The sequence below is a fragment of the Marinobacterium halophilum genome (assembly GCF_003014615.1).
Lineage (GTDB): Bacteria > Pseudomonadota > Gammaproteobacteria > Pseudomonadales > Balneatricaceae > Marinobacterium > Marinobacterium halophilum.
In genome coordinates this window covers 1-23981 of the sequence record NZ_PYGI01000025.1, presented here as the reverse complement: position 1 = coordinate 23981, position 23981 = coordinate 1, and the positions used below count along the sequence as shown (strand labels likewise).

The 23981-nt window shown below is 55.2% G+C and carries 17 protein-coding genes; 11 read left to right on the top strand and 6 right to left on the bottom strand.

The genetic code is table 11. The features are described 5' to 3' along the window. Nucleotides 1-152: 152 nt before the first annotated feature. The 9 genes from CLV44_RS15480 (at nt 153) to CLV44_RS15440 (ending at nt 10057) form a co-directional block, all read left to right on the top strand. Nucleotides 153-935, top strand: a complete 783-nt coding sequence (locus CLV44_RS15480) for an SDR family oxidoreductase (protein ID WP_106593030.1) — start codon at nt 153-155, stop codon at nt 933-935. A gap of 55 nt (nt 936-990) precedes the next feature. After that, nucleotides 991-1983: a bifunctional MaoC family dehydratase N-terminal/OB-fold nucleic acid binding domain-containing protein gene (locus CLV44_RS15475; RefSeq protein WP_106593029.1), complete on the top strand. Its 993-nt coding sequence runs from the start codon at nt 991-993 to the stop codon at nt 1981-1983. Between the two features lie 9 nt (nt 1984-1992). Further along, the gene (locus CLV44_RS15470) at nt 1993-3126 is read left to right on the top strand and encodes an acyl-CoA dehydrogenase family protein (protein ID WP_106593028.1); all 1134 of its coding nucleotides are present in this window, start codon (nt 1993-1995) and stop codon (nt 3124-3126) included. Further along, nucleotides 3107-3517 (top strand): MaoC family dehydratase, encoded by a 411-nt coding sequence (locus tag CLV44_RS15465; protein WP_211298163.1) that lies wholly within the window; start codon nt 3107-3109, stop codon nt 3515-3517. The genes CLV44_RS15470 and CLV44_RS15465 overlap by 20 nt, the downstream gene beginning before the upstream one ends. Nucleotides 3518-3533: 16 nt before the next feature. Next, nucleotides 3534-4709 (top strand): lipid-transfer protein, encoded by a 1176-nt coding sequence (locus tag CLV44_RS15460; protein WP_106593026.1) that lies wholly within the window; start codon nt 3534-3536, stop codon nt 4707-4709. 10 nt (nt 4710-4719) lie between these two features. Beyond that, a complete protein-coding gene (locus tag CLV44_RS15455) occupies nt 4720-5886 on the top strand; it encodes an acyl-CoA dehydrogenase family protein (protein ID WP_106593025.1) in 1167 nt (388 codons plus the stop codon). Nucleotides 5887-5907: 21 nt separating this feature from the next. Next, nucleotides 5908-7122, top strand: coding sequence for an acyl-CoA dehydrogenase family protein (locus CLV44_RS15450; protein ID WP_245912711.1), 1215 nt, complete (start codon nt 5908-5910; stop codon nt 7120-7122). Next, nucleotides 7119-8252 (top strand): acyl-CoA dehydrogenase family protein, encoded by a 1134-nt coding sequence (locus CLV44_RS15445; protein WP_106593024.1) that lies wholly within the window; start codon nt 7119-7121, stop codon nt 8250-8252. Before CLV44_RS15450 ends, CLV44_RS15445 begins: the two co-directional genes overlap by 4 nt. A gap of 173 nt (nt 8253-8425) precedes the next feature. Continuing rightward, on the top strand, nt 8426-10057 hold the full coding sequence (locus CLV44_RS15440; protein WP_106593023.1) for a methyl-accepting chemotaxis protein: 1632 nt from the start codon (nt 8426-8428) through the stop codon (nt 10055-10057). Here the strand turns inward: CLV44_RS15440 and CLV44_RS15435 are convergent, their stop codons facing one another. The 6 genes from CLV44_RS15435 to CLV44_RS15410 all read right to left on the bottom strand — a co-directional run bounded on the left by CLV44_RS15435 (nt 10058) and on the right by CLV44_RS15410 (nt 21043). Continuing rightward, complete coding sequence (locus tag CLV44_RS15435) at nt 10058-11392, bottom strand: restriction endonuclease subunit S (RefSeq protein WP_106593022.1); 1335 nt, start codon at nt 11390-11392, stop codon at nt 10058-10060. Next, a complete protein-coding gene (locus CLV44_RS15430; protein ID WP_106593021.1) occupies nt 11389-13041 on the bottom strand; it encodes a class I SAM-dependent DNA methyltransferase in 1653 nt (550 codons plus the stop codon). Before CLV44_RS15430 ends, CLV44_RS15435 begins: the two co-directional genes overlap by 4 nt. A 24-nt stretch (nt 13042-13065) precedes the next feature. Then, complete coding sequence (gene fic / locus CLV44_RS15425) at nt 13066-14280, bottom strand: protein adenylyltransferase Fic (protein WP_425436461.1); 1215 nt, start codon at nt 14278-14280, stop codon at nt 13066-13068. Nucleotides 14281-14295: 15 nt separating this feature from the next. Continuing rightward, nucleotides 14296-17829, bottom strand: a complete 3534-nt coding sequence (gene hsdR / locus CLV44_RS15420) for a type I restriction-modification system endonuclease (RefSeq protein WP_106593019.1) — start codon at nt 17827-17829, stop codon at nt 14296-14298. A 207-nt stretch (nt 17830-18036) separates the two neighbouring features. Further along, entirely contained in the window at nt 18037-20172 is a 2136-nt protein-coding gene (locus CLV44_RS15415) for an oxidoreductase (protein ID WP_245912710.1), read from the bottom strand. Between the two features lie 40 nt (nt 20173-20212). Beyond that, on the bottom strand, nt 20213-21043 hold the full coding sequence (locus CLV44_RS15410; RefSeq protein ID WP_106593018.1) for an alpha/beta fold hydrolase: 831 nt from the start codon (nt 21041-21043) through the stop codon (nt 20213-20215). Nucleotides 21044-21365: 322 nt separating this feature from the next. Here CLV44_RS15410 and CLV44_RS15405 point away from each other — a divergent pair, with 322 nt between their 5' ends. After that, the gene (locus CLV44_RS15405; protein ID WP_106593017.1) at nt 21366-23189 is read left to right on the top strand and encodes a long-chain-acyl-CoA synthetase; all 1824 of its coding nucleotides are present in this window, start codon (nt 21366-21368) and stop codon (nt 23187-23189) included. 10 nt (nt 23190-23199) lie between these two features. After that, the coding region (locus tag CLV44_RS15400) for a thiolase family protein (protein WP_146140021.1) at nt 23200-23981 on the top strand (782 nt) is incomplete at its 3' end.

The following is a 23981-nucleotide window of genomic DNA, read 5'->3' as shown; positions in this document are numbered from 1 at the left end:
ATGACTTTGTCTTCATCTCAATTTTCGGCGAATCATGTCGAGAATTTTTATTATATTCAGTCGTGAAATTAAAAAAATCATCGTCCATTTAGACGTAGATTGTTGGGGGGAGAGATGAATAGACTAGTTAAATGAGTTTTGAGGAGGCGTATATGACTGGCTCGGTGAGTTTTGATTTTACAGGTAAAGTTGTCTTAATCACAGGCGGTACAAAAGGAATTGGAGCCGGTATCGCAAACTCCTTCCTGTCTGCCGGAGCGGACGTAATTATATGCGGACGTACGGCACCGGAGCAAATGCCGTCTGCAGGCGGTCGAGATGCCGTTTTCGTGCAGCTGGATGTACGAGACTATGAGGCGGCGGAGGCTGTGCTGCAACGCATCATCGATGATTACGGTCGACTGGATGTTCTTGTCAACAATGCAGGGGGCGCACCACATGCGTTGGCGGGAGAGGTTTCGCCCCGCTTTCATGAGGGAATATTGCGCCTTAATCTTATTGCGCCTCTTCATCTTGCCCAACTCGCCAACCGACATATGCAGGCCCAGGATGTGGGGGGCTGCATCATCTTTATTGGCAGCATCAGTGCGTTTCGTGCTTCTCCGGGCTCAGCTGCCTATGGCGCAGCCAAGGCCGGAGTCGTGTCGTTAGCCGCTTCACTTGCCGTTGAGTGGGCACCAAAAGTACGCGTTGTTGCCGTGAGCCCAGGGCTCATCGAAACAGAACAGTCTCACCTTCATTATGGTGATAGCGCTGGTATTCAGGCCGTCGCTGACACCATCCCCGCTGGTCGTTTGGGACGGCCGGAAGATATCGGTAATGCTTGCCTGTACATGGCTTCACCGCTGGCGTCCTATGCCAGTGGCAGCAATCTTTTGCTCAATGGCGGTGGCGAGCGTCCAGCATTTCTGCAGGCAAGTACGGTTACAAACTGAAATTACTCGGTGCCGCCTGAGCTGAGGTGGCCTCATCGTTCTGAGGAGAAGAGTTTTGTCTGAATACGATTGGTTGTCAGAGGTTCGTGCTTTGGTCGGTCGGGAATATGGCCGTGTATACGCGTGGGATGAGGTCAATCCCATGATGGTCCGTCAGTGGTGTGAGGTGATGGGCATTGAAAACCCGCTCTACACCGATCCCGAATATGCGAAACAGAGCGAGTTTGGTGAGCTGGTTGCACCCCCTGCCATGTTGCAGCCCTGGTGTCTTGAAGGGCTGCACATGAACAATTACCCGCCGGGCTCGACAGATGAAAACCCATACGAAGTGCTGGGCTTGCTGGAACAGCAAGGGTATCCGTCAGTCGTGGCCGTCAACTCGGAGCTCAACTTCGAACGCTACCTGCGCATGGGCGAAAAGCTGTACTACACCACCATCATTAAAGAGGTGAGTGAAGAGAAAACGACGGCACTGGGCACGGGCTTCTTTGTGACCCAGATAATGCCTTTCTACTCCGTCAAAGAGGCGGGTGATGAAAAAGTCGGTGAGCTTCTTTTTCGTGTGTTCAAGTTTCGTCCCGCGCACTCGAAAGCCTCGTTTGAAAACAAGAGCGCTGCAGAAAAACCTGATGCTACAAAAACAGATGCTATTCCGCGGCCTTATCCCGGGATCAGCGATGATACGCGATTTTTCTGGGATGGCTGTGCCAAGCATGAGCTTCGGATTCAGCACTGCAAAAGCTGTGACGCACTGCAGCATCCTCCTGCGCCGGTGTGCAGTCATTGCCAGAGCTTTGATCTGGACTACAAAGTCAGTGCGGGCACGGGCGAGATCTATTCATTCGTGGTGATGCATTACCCGGAAGTGCCTCCTTTTGATTACCCCAATCCAATTGGTCTGATTGAACTGGATGATGGCGTGAGAATGATTGCGGGGCTGGTTGGCGTGAATATCTCGGAACTCGAGATTGGCCAGCGCGTGGAGGTGGAATTCACATCATTTGATGATGATTTGGTGCTTCCTTTATTCCGATCTAAATCTGGCTGAGGATTTGTTATGGATTTTACGTTAACTGAAGATCAACGTGCGATTTCTGATATGGCCCAGGGGCTTTTTGAAGACTTCTGCACTGATGAGCGCATGCGTGAATTTGACCAGTCCGGTGAAACCATCATGCAGGATTTGTGGCAAACCTGTGTTCAGACCGGATTGCACTCCCTGTATATACCAGAAGATTTCGGCGGTAGCGGTTTGGGCATGACCGAATTGATGCTGGTGCTGGAAGCACAGGGCCGAGGGTTGGGGATGGTTCCCCTGTGGCGTCATCAGGTCGCGGCAACAGCACTGGCAACGTTTGCGGGCGACCATTTCTCTACGCTGGTTCAAGCGGCAGCAACCGCCGACACGGTATTGACGCTGGGCCTCTCGGAATCAGTCAAGGTGACAGGGCTGGGTCTTGCCGCTGTTCCTGAGGGCAGTGGCTGGCGTGTGGACGGCACGGCTTACGCCGTCCCCTGTGCGCTGGAAGCCTCTCTTGCGCTTGTGCTGGTCAATACCGAGGAAGGCGTGCGTCCTGCGTGTATCAACCTCGACAGTGAAAACGTGCAGGTGAGAGGCGGGGTTTCAACGCACGGTGAAAGTGTTGCTGACCTGGTGTGTGAGGGGCTTAGCCTGCCGGCAGATGCCTTGCTTCCGCTGGATGCCGTCGAGTGGCTGGAATCACGTGCCATTGCCTGTATGGCGTCATTGCAGATGGGTGTCAGTGCCGAGCAAATCCGCCGCACGGCCGAGTACGTGAGTGAACGGGTCCAGTTCGACCGCAAAATCGCCCAGTTTCAGGCTGTGCAGATGACCATGGCTGACTGCCAGATTGCGACTGAAGCCCTCAGGACGTGTCTGTGGCAGTTATGTTACCGCATTGACCATGGAATGCCCGCTGCTGCAGAGGCGTTGTCTACCGCCTGGCATGCAGTGGAAGCAGGTCACTTTGTCGGTCACAAGGCGCAGCACGTTCACGGCGGTATAGGGGTGGATCTGACGTACCCAATCCACCGTTTCCTCTATTGGAGCCGCGCGTTAAGTGTTGGCCTGGGCGGTAACCGGGCAACGCTTGAACGTCTGGGTGACTGGTTGGCAACTCACGATACTCTGGGGTGGAAATATGACCTTGATGAAAACAAAGCAGTTTGAAGATGTTTGCATGGGTGATCAGCTGCCTGCGCTGGAAATTCCGATCACGGTTGCATTGATTGCAGGTGGTGCCGTGGCGACCCGCGATTACTTCCCCGGTCATCATGACAAGGATGCGGCGCAAGAGTTGGGCTCACCGCATATTTTCATGAATATCCTCACGACGAGCGGCCTGGTTCAGCGTTTTGTCGAGCAATGGTGTGGCCCTGAAGGTCGCTTTGCAGACCTGCGGATTCGTTTGGGAGCCCCGAACTACCCGGGGGATACCATGATGTTCCAGGGCGAAGTGACGGCGCTGGACGCAAGCTCACGTACCGCTGAAGTCACCCTGAAGGGCAAGAATTCCATGGGTAACCATGTCACCGGTACGGTGGCGGTGACGCTGCCCTGAGCTGGAGGAAACGATAATGAATGAACTGATCAGCAACAAGGCTGCGATTGTAGGCGTGGGTGCCACCGAATTTTCCAAAAACTCAGGCCGTACCGAACTGCGTCTGGCGATGGAAGCTACCCTGGCGGCGCTTGAAGATGCCGGTATTGATCCTTCTGAAGTGGATGGCTTCAGCAGTTATTCCGTCGACAAGGTGCCCGATTACGAAATTGCACGTTTGCTGGGGTCCAAGGAAGTTAAGTTCTTCTCTCAAGTACCTCATGGCGGTGGTGGTGCCTGTGGTCCTCTGATGCATGCTGCCATGGCGGTGGCGACGGGTGTGGCCAAGACCGTTGTCGTGTATCGGGCGATGAATGAACGCTCCTGGTACCGTTTTGGCAGTGGCAATTATGGTTTTGGTGACAGCCCAACGTTCGATAACGTGAACTACGGCTGGTACATGCCGCACGGGTTTCATACGCCTGCGGCATGGGTGGGCATGTTTGCCAAGCGTTACATGCATACCTACGGTGCCACCTGTGAAGACTTTGGCCGCGTAGCAGTTGCCGTGCGTGACTTTGCCGCGACCAACCCCAACGCCTTCTTTTACGACAAGCCGATTACCCTGGAAGATCACCAGAACTCCCGCTGGATATGTGAGCCCCTGCGCTTGCTTGATTGCTGTCAGGAGTCCGATGGTGCCGTCGCGATGGTGATTACCAGCGCGGATCGTGCCAAAGATCTGAAGCAGAAACCCGTTTTGATCAAGGCCGGTTCACAGGGCATGGCCGAGGGTCAGCAAGTGATGACTTCCTACTACCGTGAAGACATCACCGGCTTGCCCGAGATGGGGGTAGTGGCTCGCGAGCTGTATCACCAGTCGGGGCTTGGGCCGGATGATATCCAGACGGCTGTCATCTATGACCATTTCACCCCGTTCGTGCTGCCGCAGCTTGAAGAGTTCGGTTTTGCCAAGCGTGGCGAAGCAAAAGACTTCATCCGCGCCGGCGAACATGCACGCGGCGGCAGGCTTCCCATTAACACCAACGGTGGTCAGCTGGGCGAAGCCTATATCCATGGCATGAATGGCATAGCGGAAGCGGTTCGTCAGGTACGCGGTACATCGGTTAACCAGGTCGATGACGTGGAAAACGTGCTGGTCACGGCCGGTACCGGCGTCCCCACCAGTGGTCTAATTCTGAGCGGTAGCTAAGGAGGTCAATATGTTCGTCGATCTGACACCTGAGCAGCATGCGCTGCGCATGGAAATACGTGATTATTTCAATAACTTGATGACCCCTGAGCTACGCCTTTCTCTGCGTGGCAAAGAGGGCGGGGATGAGTTTCGGGATACCATCCGTCAGATGGGTAAGGATGGCTGGCTGGCCGTTGGCTGGCCAAAAGAGTTTGGCGGCCAGGGCTATGCTGCGACCGAACAGCTGATCTTCTTCGAAGAGGCCAACATTGCAGGGGCTCCCCTGCCGTTTGTAACCATCAGTACGGTTGGCCCGGCATTGATGGAGTTTGGTACCGATTATCAGAAGGAGAAGTTTCTACAGGGTATTGCCTGTGGTGATATCAACTTCTCCGTCGGCTATTCCGAACCGGACGCCGGTTCCGATCTGGCCAATCTTAAAACGGCCGCCAGGTTGGACGGCGATCATTTCAGGGTCAACGGCAGCAAGCTGTGGACCTCCGGAGCTGAGTCTGCCGATTATATCTGGCTGGCTGCGCGTACCGATCCTGACCTGCCGCGCCATAAAGGGGTTTCCATCCTGATTGTGGATACCCAGGAAGAGGGCTTTGAACACACGGTGATTCCGACCTGTGCCAACCCCACGGCAGCGACGTACTACGATAACGTCAAAGTGCCGAAAGAGATGCTGGTCGGCGAGCTGAACAAGGGCTGGAAGCTGATTACCTCTCAGCTTAACCACGAACGCCTGGGGCTGGGGTCATGGTCCGATAAAATCGTTGGTCTCTTCCGTAAAATTTATCTGTGGGCCAAAACCCGGGATGAGAGCGGACGTACACCGATGGACAGTGCATGGGTGCGTTCAGCCATGGCCGAATGTTATGCACGGATCGAAGCCATGCGCTTGATTAACTTCCGTATCGCTTCTGATCTGGAACAGGGACATATGGATGTTGCGCTCGCGTCCATCACCAAGGTGTACGGTGCCGAGTCCTCAATCGAAATTCTGCGTCGTTTGCTTGATGTTGTGGGTGCCAGTGGCCTGGTGCGTGACGGGTCTTCGGCAGCCTTTTTGCTAGGCGAACTGGAGTATGAACTGCGGGCTGCTCCCTTGCTGACCTTTGGTGGCGGTACCAACGAAATTCAGCGTGAACTGATTGCTCAGTTTGGGCTTGGGATGCCGCGTGGGCGTTGATTTGAGCACAAGGAGGCTTGAATGATAAACACCATAGAAGAGTTTCGCGCAGACACGCGAGCGTGGCTTGAGTCCAACTGCCCGGAATCAATTCGTGGGCCTGCCAAAGACGGTGAACTGGTCTGGGGCGGCTCACGGATTGAGTTCCTGAATGAAGCCCAACGGCTTTGGTTTGAGCGTATGCGTGATCGCGGCTGGTTCTGCCCGGACTGGCCGACGGCATATGGTGGTGGTGGTCTGACGCCGGAGCAGGACTCTGTTTTGCAGCAAGAGCTGAAGCGCCTCAAGTGTCGACCCCCACAGATCAATCTGGGCATCTGGATGTTGGGGCCGGTGTTGTTGGAATTCGGCACTGAAGAGCAGAAACAGCGCCTGCTGCCGCCCATGACCCGTGGAGAAGTGCGCTGGTGTCAGGGTTTCAGTGAGCCCAATGCAGGTTCAGACCTTGCCAATCTGCGTACCTCTGCAGTTGATGCGGGTGACCATTACGTAGTCAATGGCAGCAAGATCTGGACCTCTTACGGCGACAAGTCCGACTGGATGTATTGTCTGGTGCGCACTGACCCGCATGCGGCCAAGAAGCAGGAAGGGATCAGTCTGGTGGTGCTGGACATGCATGCCGACGGGGTGGAGGTGCGCCCGATTGACCTGATCAGCGGCAAGTCAGCGTTCTGCGAAGTGTTTTTTGACAACGTCAAAGTACCCAAGGACAACCTGATCGGGCCACTTAATGGCGGCTGGACCCTGGCCAAGCGCCTGCTGCAGCATGAACGCAGTGCCATGTCGAAGTTTGGTGACTTCTGTTTGCCCAACCATTTCGATTTGATGGCCATCGTGTCGCGGTACATACCGGAGGACAGCCAGTCGGCTGCCGACATCATGCTGCGCGCCAAGGCAACAGAGCTGGCGCTGAACGAGCAGGCGTTCAACCTCAGCGTACGCCGGATGGGCGAAGAAGCGCGTGCCGGGCAGGATGTCAGTGCTACTGCTGCCATTATGAAACTGGTGCACACCGAACAGGAAAAGCAGAAGTTCGAGTTGCTGGTCGATGTAATGGGCCATAGAGCCTTGGGTTGGGATGGTGATGAGTTCAGCGAACAGGAACTGGCGATCAGCAAGGCCTGGCTGCTCAGCTACACACAAACGATTTCGGGTGGTTCCTCCGAAGTGCAGCTGAACGTGATTGCCAAGCGCGTACTTGAGCTGCCTGATGCCCCCAAAGGAGGCGCAAAATGAGCCTGGTGTATAACGAAGAGCAGCGCATGCTGCTGGATACGGCGCAGGAGTTTTTTGCCGAGCGCAGTCCGGTCTCCGCTCTGCGTGCCTTGCGTGACAGCGGCGATGAACTGGGCTTTGAGCCGTCTGTTTGGCGAGAAATGACCGAGCTGGGCTGGACGGCGATTCCCTTTCCGGAGCGCCTGGGCGGTCTGGCATTCGGTTATACCGGCATGGGCGCGGTGTTCGAGTCCGCTGGCCGTCAGCTGAGCGCATCACCGTTGTTGTCTTCCATTGTGTTGTGCGGCTCGGTGCTGGAGCTGGGGGGCAGTGAAGCCCAGCAAGCGCAATGGCTGGCCGAGATGATCAGCGGCAGCAAGCGTCTGGCACTGGCGGTGGACGAGGGGGCGCGGCACAACCCCGAACGGATCGAGCTGGTGGCCAAGCGCAATGACCGTGGGTTTGAACTGAGCGGCAGCAAGGTGATGGTGGTCGATGGCATGGGTGCTGACGGCTGGATTGTGGCGGCCCGTACCGGTGCAGCAGATGATGCCATCAGCCTGTTTATCGTGCCTGCCGAGGCTGCAGGTGTCAGCGTCAGCCGCCAGAAGCTGATCGATTCGCGCAATACGGCACGTCTGGTTTTCAATCAGGTTGAGGTGGCAGCGGACGCCTTGATCGGCGAACTGGATCAGGGAGCCGAGGTACTGAGCCTTGCGCTGGACCGCGGTCGGGCCTGTATCGCTGCCGAGCTGCTGGGCGCGTGTGAGAGCCTGTTCCAGACCACGCTGGATTACCTGCGTACCCGCGTGCAGTTTGATGTGCCCATCGGTTCCTTTCAGGCGCTGCAACACCGTGCCGCCTGGATGCATGTCGATATCGAACTGGCCCGTTCCAGTCTGATGGCCGCACTGGAAGCATTGGATGCCGATGATGTCCAAGCCGGTCAGTTGGTCAGCCTGGCCAAGTGGAAGGTGGGCCAAATGGCCGATAAGGTCAGCAACGAAGCGGTACAGATGCACGGTGGCATCGGCGTGACCGATGAGCTGGATGTAGGCCTCTACTTCAAGCGCATTCGTGTTCTTCAGGCACTCCTGGGCGATGCGGATTACCACCTGAACCGGGCGGCACCTTTACTGGACGCCGCCTGATTCAGGCAGCAGAGAACATGTGCTTCTCTGCTGCCGTTTCCTGCACAACATTGACACCTGAAGGACAACGGCCTTGATGGCTGGGCCTGTCTGCGCGCGCATCCTTTAGGTGTCTCTCATGAGAGACGAAGATGAAAATAAAAACAAAGTTCCTCACCCTCTCTATAGTCCCCATGATCTTGGTTGTACTGGCCGTGATGCTGGTGGTGCAGTGGCAGCTGCATCAGCTTGAGCAGGACGAGATCAACGTTATCCGCACTGAAATGCTGGAGGCGCGGCAACAGGAGTTGCAGAACTATATCGATATGGCGATGGGGGCCATTCGTCCGTTGCAGCACCGTCTCGATATGCGTTATCAGGAGAAGATTGCTCAGGCCACAGAAGTACTCAATGGCATGACCTTTGGCGAGAACGGCTTTATTTATGGCTATGATCTGGACGGCAAAATTGTCTTCCATTCGGGTGACAGTGACGCCATAGGGAAAACCGTGATTGATATTACCGACCCGGACGGCAAACCCTTCGTCAGGGACGTGATCGACAAGGCGCTGGAAGGCGGGGGCTTCGTTGAGTATCGCTGGCCCCGTGAAGCCGGAGCCGAACCGTCACCACGACTGACCTTTGCCCGCGAGATTGAGGTGTGGGGATGGGTGATCGCCACCGGCTTCTATATCGATGATATCGATGCCGAAGTCGCCCGCCGGGAAGCCAGCATTGCCCATATCATCACCCAGACCATGATCTGGATTCTGGTGTCAGGGCTGACGTTGGCGTTGCTGGTCAGTGCGGTCAACCTGCTGCTGTCGCGACGCATGCTGGCTCCGCTGCAGCAGACGGCCCAGGCGCTGCTGGATATTGCCGAAGGCGAGGGCGATCTGACCCGACGCCTGGACGTAAACAGCCGCGATGAAGTGGGTGACGTGGCACGAGGATTCAACGGCTTTGTGGATAAGATCCACCAGCTGGTGAAGGAAGTGCAGATCGCGGTGGGCTCGCTTAGCGAGTCGACCGAAGCCATGACGCAAGTGGTTGAAAAGACCCAGGCCGATACCCGTCAGCAGCGGGAAGATACCGGCCGCACCGCCGTCTCCATTCAGGAGATGGTTGCCGCCGTGCAGGAGGTGGCGTCCAGCGCGACCATGGCCGCCGAGGCCGCGCAGCAGGCCGATACCAATGCCCGCAGTGGTGATCGCGTGGTGGAAGAAACCATCCGCTCGATCAACCAGCTGGCGGATGATGTCCACCGTTCTGCCGAGGTGATCACGCGTGTGGGTGCGGATGCGGATAATATTGGCAGCGTGGTTTCGGTGATCAGCGATATTGCCGAGCAGACCAATCTGCTGGCGCTCAATGCCGCGATTGAGGCCGCCCGTGCCGGTGATCAGGGGCGCGGCTTTTCGGTCGTGGCTGATGAAGTGCGTACGCTGGCCAGCCGCACCCAGCAGAGTACCGAAGAGATCCAGCGCATGATCGAGCGCCTGCAAAGTGGTGCGCGTGAGGCGGTGACGGTGATGAGCCGCAGCCGCGAGCAAAGCGCCGCGACCACCGAAAGGGCCGAAGATGCTACCCGTTCACTGCAACAGATCACGGCTTCAGTGGCGACCATCAACGAGATGAATACCCAGATTGCCGGAGCTGCCGAGCAGCAAACTGCAGTGGCCAACGAGATCGAAGGCAGCGTGCAGCAGGTTGCGGTCATCGCTGACAAGGCGGATCAAAACGCCGCGATTCTGGCCGATACCACCGCCGGTATGGCGGCATTGGAACAGCGCCTGAGCCAGCTGGTGATGACGTTCAGGGTGTAATCAGACACCGGCCTTCTTGCGACTGCGCTTGGCCGGTTTCAGCGCGGCGCGCTCGGCCTTGATCCGCTCCAGCAGCGCTTCGGCGCTGTTGTCACCGCTGATCAGCGCCGGGTTGTCCTTGCGCCACTGTTCGGTCAGCTCGCCGCGAAACGCCTTGGCCAGAATGGACTGGGTCAGATTATTGACCTGCTTCTGAGCGTTATTGACCTGTTGTTCGATGCGATCGGCATAGGCGAAGAGCTGGTCGACACGGCGGACGATTTCAGCTTGTTCTTTGATTGGCGGGATTCTGATTGGGTATTCTTTAAGCGCTTTCCCTGTCAGGTGCTTAATTGTGGTGCCGGTGAAAAGTTGTGCCAAGGACAGGTTATCTGCATCATTTTTCAGATTCAGAGCAAGCCACTCGGGGAATAAACGATCGGACACGCGGGCTCTATGAAGTGCTTTTTGGAAGACAACTGGTTCTTGGCCGTTGTCATCCCAAATAGCGCACCTGCCAGGCTCTCCCCCCTCACAAATCAAGACATCTCCTTGTCTAAGGGAAAATTCCTGTTGCTCCGATTCCGATACGAGAATCTTTTGCATTTCGGATAAGTTAAATCTGAACCATCTGACATTGATGTTGCCAACGTACTTGGTTGGAATACCTGAATTTTTTGTTTTGTCGAGCATTTTACCAAGGCGACTTTCGGCTACTTCAGAGTAGAGCTTTACATCCCAGTTTTGAGGAATAGTTGCCCATTTCCAATCATCAGCAAGCTCATGCGTGCAATAAGAACTGGTATCTCGCCACTCCTCCGTCAACCGCCCACTCACCGCTGCAGCCAGTACGGACTGGCGGAAGCGTTTTAGGATCTGCGGAATACGGTCAAGGCGCGCCTTGGTGCTTTCCACCTGTGCCAGCAGCACATCGAGCTTGTCGGCGATGACTTTTTGTTCAGCGAGGGGAGGGAGTGCAATACTCTGTGAATAGGCATCATCCCTGTTCAACCCTGGAATTGCAGTTGCTCGGTTCAGCTGGTTAAGAGGCAATAGCTTCAGTTGGTAAAACCAGTATCTGATTGGCTGCCCGTAGAACTTGTTAACATAGTACGTGGTGTCTATTGGGGAAAATGGCTGTTCAGAAATGTGAACTTCACCAAACGAACCTTTTCGTCCAATGATTAGTCCTGGAGTATTCACAAGCGGAACACTGTGCTGACCAACAACACCGTTTGAGCCGAAAACAGCATAATTATCGCCGTCTCGTTTTTTTGCAGGAAGTGATTTTCCATAAACAAGTTCAAGGATTGTCCCTAGCTGGCTTGTTCCCCATTCGAGTGGCGTCATGCTCATTGTAATGACTCCTTACTCCATGCATTTGTCAGTGTATCCGCCGCCTCACCCGCGCCCAGCTCGCGCATCAGACCATCCAGCTCACCCAGTGCCTGTACTAGTTCGCTCATCGCTTCGCCGGCCAGTACGCTCGGTTCCGGCAGGTTGGCGGCGTCGACGCTGTCCTTGTCCTTCAGCCAGCTGATATACAGAGAGTCGCCCTTGGTGTCGGCGATCCATTGACGCGAGAAACAGCGCCAGCGCGAGTGCACCAGGCGTTCGTCGACATCCTGATTCTCTTCGCTGGCGGTGGTGTCCACGTCGATCTGTTCAGCACCGAAGGACCATTCACCTTCGCTGCGTTGGGACAGGAATTCGCCCACGGAGTGGGCGCCCACATCAGAAGCAGCCGGAGCGGCAGGGTTGAAGACCTGCTCGAACGGCTGCAGGTGTTGCTCGGTGAAGGGGGTGCGCTTGCCGAAGTTGGGCATGTTGGTACGCAGGTCGTATACCCAGACATTTTCGGTACAGTTTTCGTCCTGGTGCTTGTCGGTGGCGCTGCCTTTGGTGAAGAACAGCACGTTGGTCTTCACGCCCTGGGCGTAGAAGATGCCGGTGGGCAGGCGCAGGATGGTGTGCAGGTTGCACTTGTGCATCAGGTCGCGGCGGATATCGGTGCCTTTGCCGGCGTCGAACAGCACGTTGTCCGGCAGTACCACGGCGGCGCGGCCACCGGGCTTGAGGTTGCGGTAGATGTGCTGCAAAAAGGCCAGCTGTTTGTTGCTGGTCTCGAAGGTGAGGTCGTCGCGGGTAATGCTGGCTTCGCCGCCCTTGGAAGTGCCAAACGGCGGGTTGGCCAGGATGATATCGGCACGCGCCAGGCTGGCACCGGCCTGGCCCAGCGCGTTGCCCAGATGCACCACGCCTTCGTCGTCGCCCTCCATGCCGTGCAGCAGGCAGTTCATCAGCGCCAATCGACGGGTGCCGGGCACCAGCTCGATGCCGACATAGGCGTGGTGGGTCTGGAACACTTTTTCGGTGGCGCTCAGGTCGTATAGATCATCGGTCTGCTGTTTGATGTGTTCATGGGCGGCGATCAAAAAGCCCGCCGTACCGGCTGACGGGTCCTGAATCCGCTCGCCCGGTTGCGGCTGCAGGCAGCGCACCATGGAGTTGATCAGGGCGCGGGGCGTGAAGTACTGACCGGCCCCGGACTTGGTCTCGTTGGCGTTCTTTTCCAGCAGGCCTTCATACAGATCGCCCAAACCATCCTTCTGTGCGCTGAACCAGTCGATCTGGTCCAGTGTCTTGATCATTTGTTCCAGATGGCGCGGCTCGCGCAGCCGTGTCTGGGCATCGGCGTAGATGGCACTGATCAGCGGGTCGTCATGCACCAGGTTGCCATCGCCATCACTGCCGGTGGAGAGGCTGAGCAGGATGCGCTTGTAATCGTTCAGCAGGTTGATGCCGGACTTGCCGTTCAGGTCTTGCCAGCGGCAGCCTTCCGGCAGCGGGTGTTCCTTGAGCGTGCCCGCTTCGGTGTTTTCATGCACCATCTTGATGAACAGCAGCAGCACCAGCTCGGTGACGTAGTCGGAATAGTTGATGCCGTCGTCGCGCAGTACGTCGCAGAGGTTCCAGAGTTTCTGAACGATATCGTTGTGGGTCATGGTGGTCTCAGTGGGTGTCTGAATTCAGTTATACGGTTGCAGATCGTTGCTGTCGCTGGTCATCAGCCGCAACAGGCGCGGGTTGAGGAAGAGCTTTTCGTTGCCGGCGGTTTTTTCCTGTAGCACACCAATCTCAACGAGCTGTTTCAGGTAAGTGGAGGCGGTTTGCCGTTTGGCGATCCCTTTCTCAACCAGGTTGCTGATGCGGCAATAGGGCTGTTCAAAAATGGTTTGCACCAGTTCGTGGCTGTATATCTTGGGCAATTGTTGCCGAACGTGTGCTTCGGTCTGCGTGATGAGCGTGCGCATGGCGGCAATCTTGGCGCAGGTCCAGGCCGATACCTGTTCAACCCCTTTGAGCATAAAGATAATCCAATCCTGCCACTCACCCGTGCGGGTCACGTGGGTCAGCAGGCGGTAGTAATCGCTTTTGTGCTGAACGATGTAACGGCTCAGGTAGAGGATGGGGAGTGTCAGCAGCTGCTGTTCAATCAGGTAAAGGACGTTAACGATCCTGCCGGTACGGCCATTGCCATCATGGAAGGGGTGAATGGCTTCAAACTGATAATGGCTGATGGCCATTTTAATCAGCGGATCGGTGCCGTCTTCCGCGTGCAGATAATTCTCCCAGTTGGTGAGCAGGTTGCGAATAACCTCTTCGCCGTTGGGCGGCGTGTAGATGGTTTCACCGGTCGCGTGATTGCCAATAATGGTTCCGGGCACTTTGCGCACGTCCATTTCCATGCCTTTCAGGGTGCCGCACACTTCAATGGCGGTGCTGGCGCACAACGGCCTTTGTTGCAGGTGTACGAAGCCTTCATACAGGGCGGTGCGGTAGCGAAGGGCTTCTTTTGTTGCGGGGTCGGCACCCTGATCTTCCTGTGAATACTGAAACAGCTTGTCGGTGGTGGTGACAATGTTCTCGATTTCGGAACTGTCTCTGGCTTCCAGCAGCGGCAGCAGGTTGATGAGCAACGACTGGTTGGGAATCAACTCACCGGCCTGCTTCAGCTCGGCCAGGGCGGCGCGGGCAGGGATGCAGGCTTTGAGGATGGCGAGTGTTTCTGTCGCTTCCGTGGGTGGCGCAAGCGGAGGTAGTGCGTTGTAAGGCTGATCCGGCCGCCAGGGCATGTTTAAATTCCTTGAAAATTTCGACACAGCAGGGTGTTTCCGGCAGTCTATGTCGATGCGGTCAACATAGCAAATATCTGTGTCGAAAAAATGCCAAAAAATCGACATGTCTGCCCGAGGCGATCAGGCACTTTGCTGTGGCCAGATCGCGTCGTTGAGTTCATCCAGCACGACATCCAGCTGATCATTCAGCAGTTTGTCCAGCCGCTTGGCACCACCGTCGTCGGTAAAACGCTTGTTGACGAATTCATGGTCAATAATGACTTCGTGTACCAGCTGTTTGGCGAGGCGTTCAAGCCATTTGCGTTGCACGGGTGTCCAGTCGTGTTGGGTATAGATACGATCCATGGCGTGGGCCACACGCTGGCCGAAGGGGATCAGTGGTTCACCAAAGGCAGCACGTCGGATATGGCCGATAATGCTGGCGGCGATGTCCTTGTTGGTTTGGTTGCGCACCGCGCTTTGCAGGTGGGCTTCAGAGTAGCCGTGGTTGTCCAGCAGCAGTTTGACGTCACGTAGCTGCTCGCGGGTAAGATCACGCGGTTTGTTAACGACGACAGCCAGTGCCGCCGACTGGTTGACTTGATCTTTGATGAACCGGTTGAAACTGTCCAGATAGTCTTCCGGTCGCTGATGTACGCCGTAGCTTTGGCTGCGTTCTTCAATGCGGTCTTCATGCTCTGAAATCACCGGCATGTATTCGCTGCCGACCAATGCTTTTACTTCTTCCAGCTGGTTCAGGAGCCCGTTGTGTTGGCGGATGAAGTCAGCGGCCTGGCGCGGGCCAAGCTGGCGCAAATGGGTATGCAGTGATTTGGGCTCAACCCCCCAGATGTCGTGAAGTTCGCCCAGTTTCTGCTGCAGGGCTGGCGCGTTTTCGGCTTTCTTGTCGGCCTTGCGCATCACGCGCATCAGCTTTTGACTGAGTTGGCTCAGCACAACATCGGCTTGAGTCTCGCCCGTCTGTTCGCCAGGGGTGTTCAGTGCGTTTTCCAGGTGCTGCTCGTCAGTCAGTTCACCGATTAACTGCTCAAGCGTGATATTGGGGTCTTTCACCAGCGGCTTCATGGTGTTGACGTCTTCCAGGGCCGCATAGATGTCGACCGGGTCATAGATACGGAAGACGGTTTTACCAATATCGTCGCAGCGACGCGTGGCACGGCCGATCATCTGTTCATACAGAATGCGTGAACGGACTCGGCGCAAGAACACCAGATGACAGATGGGCTTTACATCGATACCGGTGGTGAGCAGGTCTACCGTGATGGCGATATTCGGGTAACGCTCGTTTTTATAGCGCTTGATCAGGCTTTCTACCTTGTCGCTCTTGCCGGTGATCTTGGCGACGGCAGCTTCACTGTAACTGCCGTTATAGAGGTCTTTAAAGGCTTGATCCAGTAGACGTTTTACCATGTCGGCATGCAGGTCGGTGGCGCAGAATATCAGGGTTTTCTCTTCGCCGAAGGGGTCCAGCTCCTGTGCCAGCTGTTCGCAGATGACGCGGTTGAAGTCTTCGTTGATCACACGACGGTTGAAGGCGTCGACTTCGAAATGGAGTTCGTCTTCCAGGTCAGTGGTATCCACTTCGCCCGTTTGGGTGTTGATCACTTCAACGGCTTCACCCTTGTCAAAGTGGATGCCGTGCTTGGACAGCAGCGTTTTGTATCGGATCGGAGGTTCATGGTCGATGAGCCAATCATCGGCGACCGCTTCCGGGTAGGAGTAGGTGTAGACCGGTTTGCCGAAAATTTCGGAGGTGTGCCGGGCCGGGGTGGCGGTCAGCCCGATCTTCACGGCATCGAAGTAATCCAGTACACGGCGGTAGCTGGAAAGGTATTGGCTGGCGTCCCGCGTGGCCAGCTCGCCTTCAGTCATTTCCTGGTCCAGAGTGTAGCCACGGTGGGCTTCGTCGATGATGATGCAGTCGAACTGGTCGATGGATGGCGGCTGGTCGCTCATAAATATACGTTTGGCCATGGCCTGTACGGTCGCGACCTGTACCCGAGTTTCGACTTCTGCCTTGGCGTCACCCATTGCTGCAAGGTTGTAGATCTGGTTCAGGGTCTGGTTTTGTTCGAGGGTTGTTTCCTCAAAGGCGTCGAAGGCCTGATCACCCAGTGCGGTTCGGTCTACCAAAAACAGAATGCGGTGAAAGCGTTCGCTTTTCAGAAAACGATACATCAGGCCGATGATGGTGTGGGTCTTGCCTGTGCCTGTGGCCATTGCCAACAGAGCTGTGCGCACACCTTTGGCCAGCGCGCATTCAGTCGCCGTTATCGCTTTTTGCTGATAGTCACGCAGTTTCAAATAACCAAAAGGTTCTGCTTTCAGTTTTTGCTCGGCGTGCTCTCGGTCACGTTCCAATAGATCGAGCAGGCCTGCAGGGGTATGAAACGCAGGCAGGGCTCTGCGAGTGTTGCTCGGTTCACGTACGTCCCTGAACCAGGTGCCGGACTGCTCGGCCAGTTGAGGGATATAGGGACGGCCATTGCAGGAGTAAACGAAGGGCACTTTGTAATGGCCCTCTTCATCAGGCACTGGCCAAGCAACTGTGTGGCCAGTGAGCTCCCAGGCTCCCGACAATGAGGGTATTACCTTGAAGCCCTTGCTGTAACGCTCTGCCTGCGGCACTTTGCCTGCTACGTTGGTATTTTCTTTCTTTGCCTCTACGACTGCGATTGGGGTGAGGCCCGCAAAAAGGACATAATCCGCCCAGCCTTTTTCGCCCAGATACTCGGTGGGCCATTCGGCTATGGCGCAATTAGTGCCTTCTTGTGGCTGTGCACCTTTTTTCCAGGTGATCTCTTGGCTGTCTGTTTCCCAACCGGCTTCATTGAGCTGCTGGTCAATCAGGATGCGGGTAAGTTCTTCGCTCAGGACCATTGCGTTACCGGCAGCCTGAGTCTTTTGGCTGACCTGTTGACGCTGAACACTCAGCGCCTTTTCACCCTGATCTGCAAGCTGTTGTTGCAGCTCTTTGATCTTGTGTTCGTAGGTCTGCCTTTGTTGAGTCAGCGTTTGTTCATGCTGACGGGCCTGTTCGGACAGTTGACGAGACTCTTCATCCATAGCCAAGGCCAACGCTTCAAATTCGGCCTTTTCCCGCTCAACCAGTTGGCTTAGCTGTTGGCTGTTGTCCAACTCGACGTTTGCCTGTTGCAGTTCATGGCGCAGCTTTTCAATGTCGGATTGCAGCTGGCGCAACTGAGTACTGGGGTCGGCAGGAGGAATAAAGGGTCCAGACTTGAAGTCTGCTCCAGTTTTGCCAAAAGAGCGGTGAAACCAGATGGCCAGCTCACGTGCCAGCTTCAACCCGTCCATGGCTTCCTTGTGACGGGTACGGAACTGGTGGGTGGCCTTGTTACCTTCAATGCGCAGGGTGTGGAATAACTCTTTGACCTGTGGCTCCAGTCGCAGGTCGCGGCTCAAGCGATAGAGCAGGTCGGACTGGCTGGTCTGTTCATCGAACTCGATACCGGACAATGCCGCGATGTGTTGTGCCAGTGCTTCACCAAGCTGACGCAGTTTGATCAGCGTGGTGTTCGGGTCACTGGCGAAGGTGTGCTCGGCGGCGGAAGCCAGCTGGACAAAAAGCGGGTCATGCTCAGCCAGAAAATGGAAGTTGGTGGTCTTGGTTGCGGTTCCTGTTGAGTGCATAGCCTGCAAAATCCCTTTTTCCGTAACGTGCAATAAACGGAACCCTGCTGAAACCAAGGGTCGAGCCAAAATATGGCATTTCATTGTGTACGCAATAGCTTACGAAAACAAAAGCGGGCTGGCTATTGGCAGAAGGGCGGTCGAGGAGAAGTATGCACAGCAGGGGAGCCAATTGGGCTCCCCTGGGATTTGGCGTAAACGCTGTACTCAGATTGCGGCGGCTGCTTTCATACCGGTTCTGAGCGCGCCTTCAATGTAGGCAACGTCATCGCCGTCACCGATATTGATCACGTCGATACCGTGCTTTTCCAGGCACCGGCTCAGACAGTGGTTGGTTTCGGCCCCGAGCGCCAGTACCACGGAGTCGGCAGCAATCTCATGACAGTTATCCTCACCATCCGAATAGCTGACACTCTTCTTGCTGATGGTTTGAACCTGTGCGTTTCTGGTCAGGGTGACGCCATGGCTTTCCAGGTTGTGCAGCACCTTCCAGCGGCGCACGATGGCCAATTCGGCACCCAGGTCCGGGCCGGGCTCCAGTACCTGTACCTGGCGGCCACGTTCGACCAGAAACTCGGCCAGTTCCAGACCGACCAGACCGCCGCCGATGATGGCGACCTTTTTGCCCAGCGGCATCCACAGCTTGGACAGACTCTGCATCGCTTCGGTGCTGTTGGTCACGCCGACCAGTGAGCCGGACTTCATCATCATGCGTTGCGTGATGCTGAGCTTGCGTTTGGCAATGTCATCGCCTTCACCCGTCATCAGCTTGCGCAGTTCATCGCCGGACCAGACATGTTTTTGGTCGGCACCGGGAATATCCGGAGCGTTGCGGCGTGCACCGGCGGCGACGATCACCTGATCCGGCTGCAGCGTCTTGACCAGCGCTTCGTCGGCGTTGGTATTCAGGCGTACATCGATCGGCAGGTCACGGACCTGTTTGATCAGGTAATCCAGCAACGCGCCGTTTTCCGGGTAGGCGAGGGCAGCAAAAAACAGGGTGCCGCCCAGGCGACCGCTGCGTTCCACCAGAGTCACCTGGTGGCCACGCAGAGCACTGACGCGAGCGGCTTCCAGACCGGCAGGGCCTCCGCCCACCACCAGTACCTGTTTCGGACTGTCGCTGGCGATCATTTTGAGCTCGGATTCATGGCCAACCTGTGGGTTAACGGCACATTTGACTCGCTCGTTGACAAATATCTGGCTGACGCAGACGTAGCAATAGATACAGGGGCGCACGTCAGCGGCACGGTTTTCCTTGAGCTTGTTGGGCAGGTCGGGATCGGCCAGCAGCTTGCGGCCCATGGCAACGAAATCACAGTGTCCATCCGCAATCGCTTGATTGGCCGCCTCAGGGTCCAGTCGGCCTGCGGCGGTTACCGGAATATCCAGATGTTTTCTGAAGTGCGCCGCCCATTCCAGAAAACGTGCTCGACCATGCGGAATCGGGGCTTGGGTGAAGGCGTTGCCGGTGCTGAGATTGGCATAGGCTGAAACACTCACCAGGTCGACACCGGCGTGCTGTGCCATCTGCGCCGTGCGAGTGGCATCGTCCAGATTAATCCCGCCGGGCAGATCCATTTCCACGGCGTCCATCCGCATCCATACCGGGAAGTCCGGGCCGACGCGTTCCCTTATGGCATGAATCACGTCCAGCAGCAGGCGTGCGCGGTTTTCAAGAGAGCCACCATACTCGTCGTCCCGCTGGTTGTAATAGCCCGACAGGAAGCCGGCCAGTATGTAGTTGTGACCGGCGTGAATTTCAACACCATCAAAACCTGCCTTTTGTGCGCGTTCTGCGGCATCGGTGAACCAGGCAATCATCTGTTGAATGTCATCCCGGTCCATGACCCGAATACGGACACCGGGTTTTTCACGGCCTTTTGAGGAACTGATAAAACGCCCAAGCTCTGATTTTGTCAGTGCGTTGAACATGTCGGTCTTGACGGCAGGTGGGACTGACGGCACCCAAAGTTCACGGCCTTCGGCAAGATCCCGTGTGGATGATTTGCCGGCATGCTGCAGCTGAATGGCAATTTTGGCCCCATGTTGATGCACACGATCAGTTAACTGCCGCAGTCCGGGGATAAATTCATCAGCGGAAATACCCACTTGATAAGGCTCTGCGGTACCGCCCGGATATGCAATTGAACCGACACCCATGGTCAGCAGTCCAGCGCCACCCTTGGCGCGGGCTTCATAGAAGGCTTGTATGCGCTCTCCGCAATGGCCGTCTGCTTCAGCAAAGTTTGAGCCCATCGGGGCAAGCAAAATACGATTGGGCAGCTCAAGTTTGCCAATCTTCCCAGGCTTGAGAAGGTGTTGAAATACGCTCACGGCCATACCTCCGAATGAGACAGTTTTAATCGTGTGCGAATATCAATCAGCCGTTTTTAAGGAAGTCGATACACGTACGGTTGAAGAGATCTGTATGTTCAACCTGAACCCAGTGTCCACAACGGTTGAGCATGAGGAAGCGGGCATTGGGTGCATGATCAAGAAACTTGAACGTGCCCTCAACCGGGTTGAAGTTGTCATTGTTGCCCCAGAAACCAAGCATGGGAATTTTAATCTCATGCAGGCGCTCGGTCATATTGGGCACCATCATGGTGGAAAACAGGCAGGCTGGTTGAGTCACTGCGACGGCAGCGCGCTCGGCCAGCAGTTCGTCTTCAAGCTGGGAGGTGTCGAACAGTTGGAGTTGCATGACAAAACGCATCTCCTCAACGCCCATCGGTCCCTGGTTAAAGACATCAACCATGCGTTTAATGCCTTCCATTTTGAAGTAGGTTTCACGCTCTTCAACCCCGCCGGGTGCCATCAGAATCAGACGCTCAACCGTTTCGGGGTATGCAAGTGTCTGGCCCAGCGCAATAGCGCCGCCCAAGGAATTACCGAGCAAAATACACGGTTTTAGAGCAACGGCGTTGATGAACTGATTCAAACATTCAACAAAGAAATCAAGATCATAGTTCACATCATCAGGCTTGTCAGAGCGACCAAAACCTGGCAGGTCGAGAATGATATTTCTGTAACCCTGATCAGCAAATACGGGGTAGTTGGTTTTGAAATTGCTATGCCCGCTGGCACCGGGGCCACTGCCGTGAAGCCAGATAACGGTTGGACCTTGGCCGACGTCAAGGTAATGAAGTGTTAGGCCATTGTCGATTTCAACAAAATTACCAACGGGGAGTGGAAAGTCCTGATGCTGCATGGTGATTCCTCATTATTTTTAGAAAACAGGCTCACCGTAAATTAATAACCAAAAGTCCGTTTTTTTACATCGTCCATTTGCAGCAAACATTTTCGTTAGTCTTATTGAGGGATGCAAACCTTCTTAAACTCAATCAACTTATAAATTATGGATATGACTGCTAACTGGACTCGCCATCTTTCATAGTGGTAGTGGTGTTAGAGCACGCAACATGTCGGCCTCGGTATGAGTCAGCTATTAAAAACATCATATGGACGTCACTCGTTTGCTCGAAAAGTTCAAACTTACTGAGCCGTTATTATAAAAATGTAAGGTAACTTCTATGAGTATTGCCCACAGAGAACAGTCGGTGCCCTCGCGCGAGGAGACCCAGTATAAGTTGGACCTGCGTGCTGCTGCTGCCGCCCTGATCAAACCGTCAGATAAATACACAATAGCAGACAGGCTGGAAGCGCAGGTTGATCGCCTGGGAGGTCATGACTTTCTAGTCTACGGTGACCTTAAGCTCAGTTATTATGAATTTGACCAGCGTGCCAACAGGGTTGCCCATGCAGCCTTGGCCTGTGGTCTTCGTCCGGGTGATGTATGTGCATTCGCGCTGGAAAATCGGCCGGAGTTCTTTTCTATCTGGTTTGGTTTGATGAAAGCTGGCGTAGTCGTCGCTTTCATCAATAATCAAATCAATGGCAAGCCCCTGCTTCATGCGCTTGACTGTACCAATGCCAAGGCTGTAATTGTGGGCGAAGAGTGTGCGGCAAACTTCGCTGAAACCCCGGGTATTGATATTCCCCTGTGGCTGCTTTCTGACCCGGAGAAGCCCGCACCGGAAAGTGTGTTGAATTCTCTGGATCGGCAGTTCATTGAGGCGGTTGAAAATGCTCCCTCAACCCGAATTGATCGGTCTTACAGGGAAAATATTACCGCTGAAACCCCTGCATTAATGATATTCACATCGGGTACAACAGGCTTGCCCAAGGCCGCGATTTACAGCCATATGCGTTGGTTGTGCTCGGGTGACGTGATGGAAGTGACCATCAACGCAACCAAGGATGACGTGTTTTACTGCTGCCTGCCGCTGTACCACGGTGCTGCTGCCACGTCAGTCACATCTACGGCGCTGAAAGTGGGCGCGTCAATTGTGTTGAGACGCAAGTTCAGCGTCAGCCGGTTCTGGGATGATATCTGCCGCAACGAGGTAACCGTTTGTCAGTATATCGGTGAAATCTGCCGTTATCTTCTGAACCAAAACACGCAATGCACCGATCACAAGATTCGTAGCATGATGGGAGCGGGTCTTTCTGAAAAGCTGTGGCGGCGCTGGATTGAACGGTTTGGTGAAATGGATGTGTATGAAGGTTGGGGATCAACCGAGTCGAATACCAATATTATTAATGTTGATAATTATATTGGTGCCTGTGGCCGGATACCCGACTGGACAAAAACCAATCTGCGTATTGTTCGATATGATGTGCAGGCTGACGACTATATCTATGACGAAAATGGGTATTTGGTTCAGTGTGAGCCGGGTGAAGTTGGTGAAGGTATTGGCATGATCATCAATCATCCGGATATTGGTGGTGGCCGTTTCGAAGGTTATACGTCCAAGGAAGCCTCAGAGCAGAAAATCCTGCGTAACGTCTTCACTGAAGGCGATAGCTGGTGGCGATCTGGGGATCTGCTTCGTTACGATGCTAATGGGTTTATCTATTTCATGGATCGTATCGGCGATACATTTCGATGGAAAAGTGAAAACGTTTCGACTCAAGAAGTGGCTGGCGCACTGTCTGATTTTAAAGGTGCCGAGCTTATTAATATATATGGCGTTAAGGTGCCTGATCATGAAGGTCGTGCCGGCATGGCAGCCATCCTCATGCAGCAAGGTTCTGATTTTGATCCGCAGGCTTTTTATGATCTCACTGCCGAGCGTTTGCCCGGTTATGCTGCGCCTCTGTTTTTGCGTATTGGAAAAGAAGCCGACCTGACAACAACGTTCAAGTTGCGAAAGGTGGATATTCAGCGCCAAGGTTATAGTCCAGAGCATTGCCCGGATCAAATCTATGTACGTAGTGAAAAGGTGGGTACTTATCTGCCGTATTCTCTTGACGTGCTTCGAGACGCTGGCCTGCCTCCCTTTGAGTATGAATGAGGATTGATATATGACACATGGTCTTAAAGGTGAGGCGGCTATTGTAGGCGCAGCGCAGTATAAACCGGAAAAATATGCCACGGCACCACAGATGTTCCACCTGGAGCAGGTGGCCGATCTGGCCTCACGGGCTTTGGAAGATGCGGGCCTCAAGGCCAGCGACTTGGATGGTTTGGTCATTAATGGTGCCCAGTTTCACGAAGCGTCTGTTTTCGTACCGGCGATGGCGGCCGAGTATCTCGGTATCGAGGTCAACTTCGCTGAAGTGGTCGATCTGGGTGGCTGTACCTCGGTTGGCATGATTTGGCGTGCCGCCGCCGCCATCGAGTTGGGCTTGTGCGAAGCGGTGTTGTGTGTGATTCCGATGCGGATGGCTCCATTGGCACCGTCAGAAGATGCCGCTTGGATGGCACGTGCCATGCGCTTTGGTGGCCACAGTACAGCGTTTGGCGCACCCGAAGCGGAATTTGATCTGCCCTATGGGCACATGGGCCAGAACACCGGCTACGCCATGATTGCCCAGCGTTACGCTGCGCAGTACGGCTACGACCAGACCGCCATGGCCAAGCTGGCGGTGGATCAGCGTACCAACGCCCAGTACAACCCCAATGCGATGTTCCATGGCAAGCCGATGACCATCGACGATGTACTCGGCAGCAAGATGGTCGCAGACCCGCTGCACGTGCTGGAGATTGTCATGCCGGTGGCCGGTGGTGCCGCCGTGATCGTCACCTCCAAGGAAGTGGCGGCGCGGACCAAGAAGCGTCCGGCGTTCGTGAAAGGCTTCGGTGA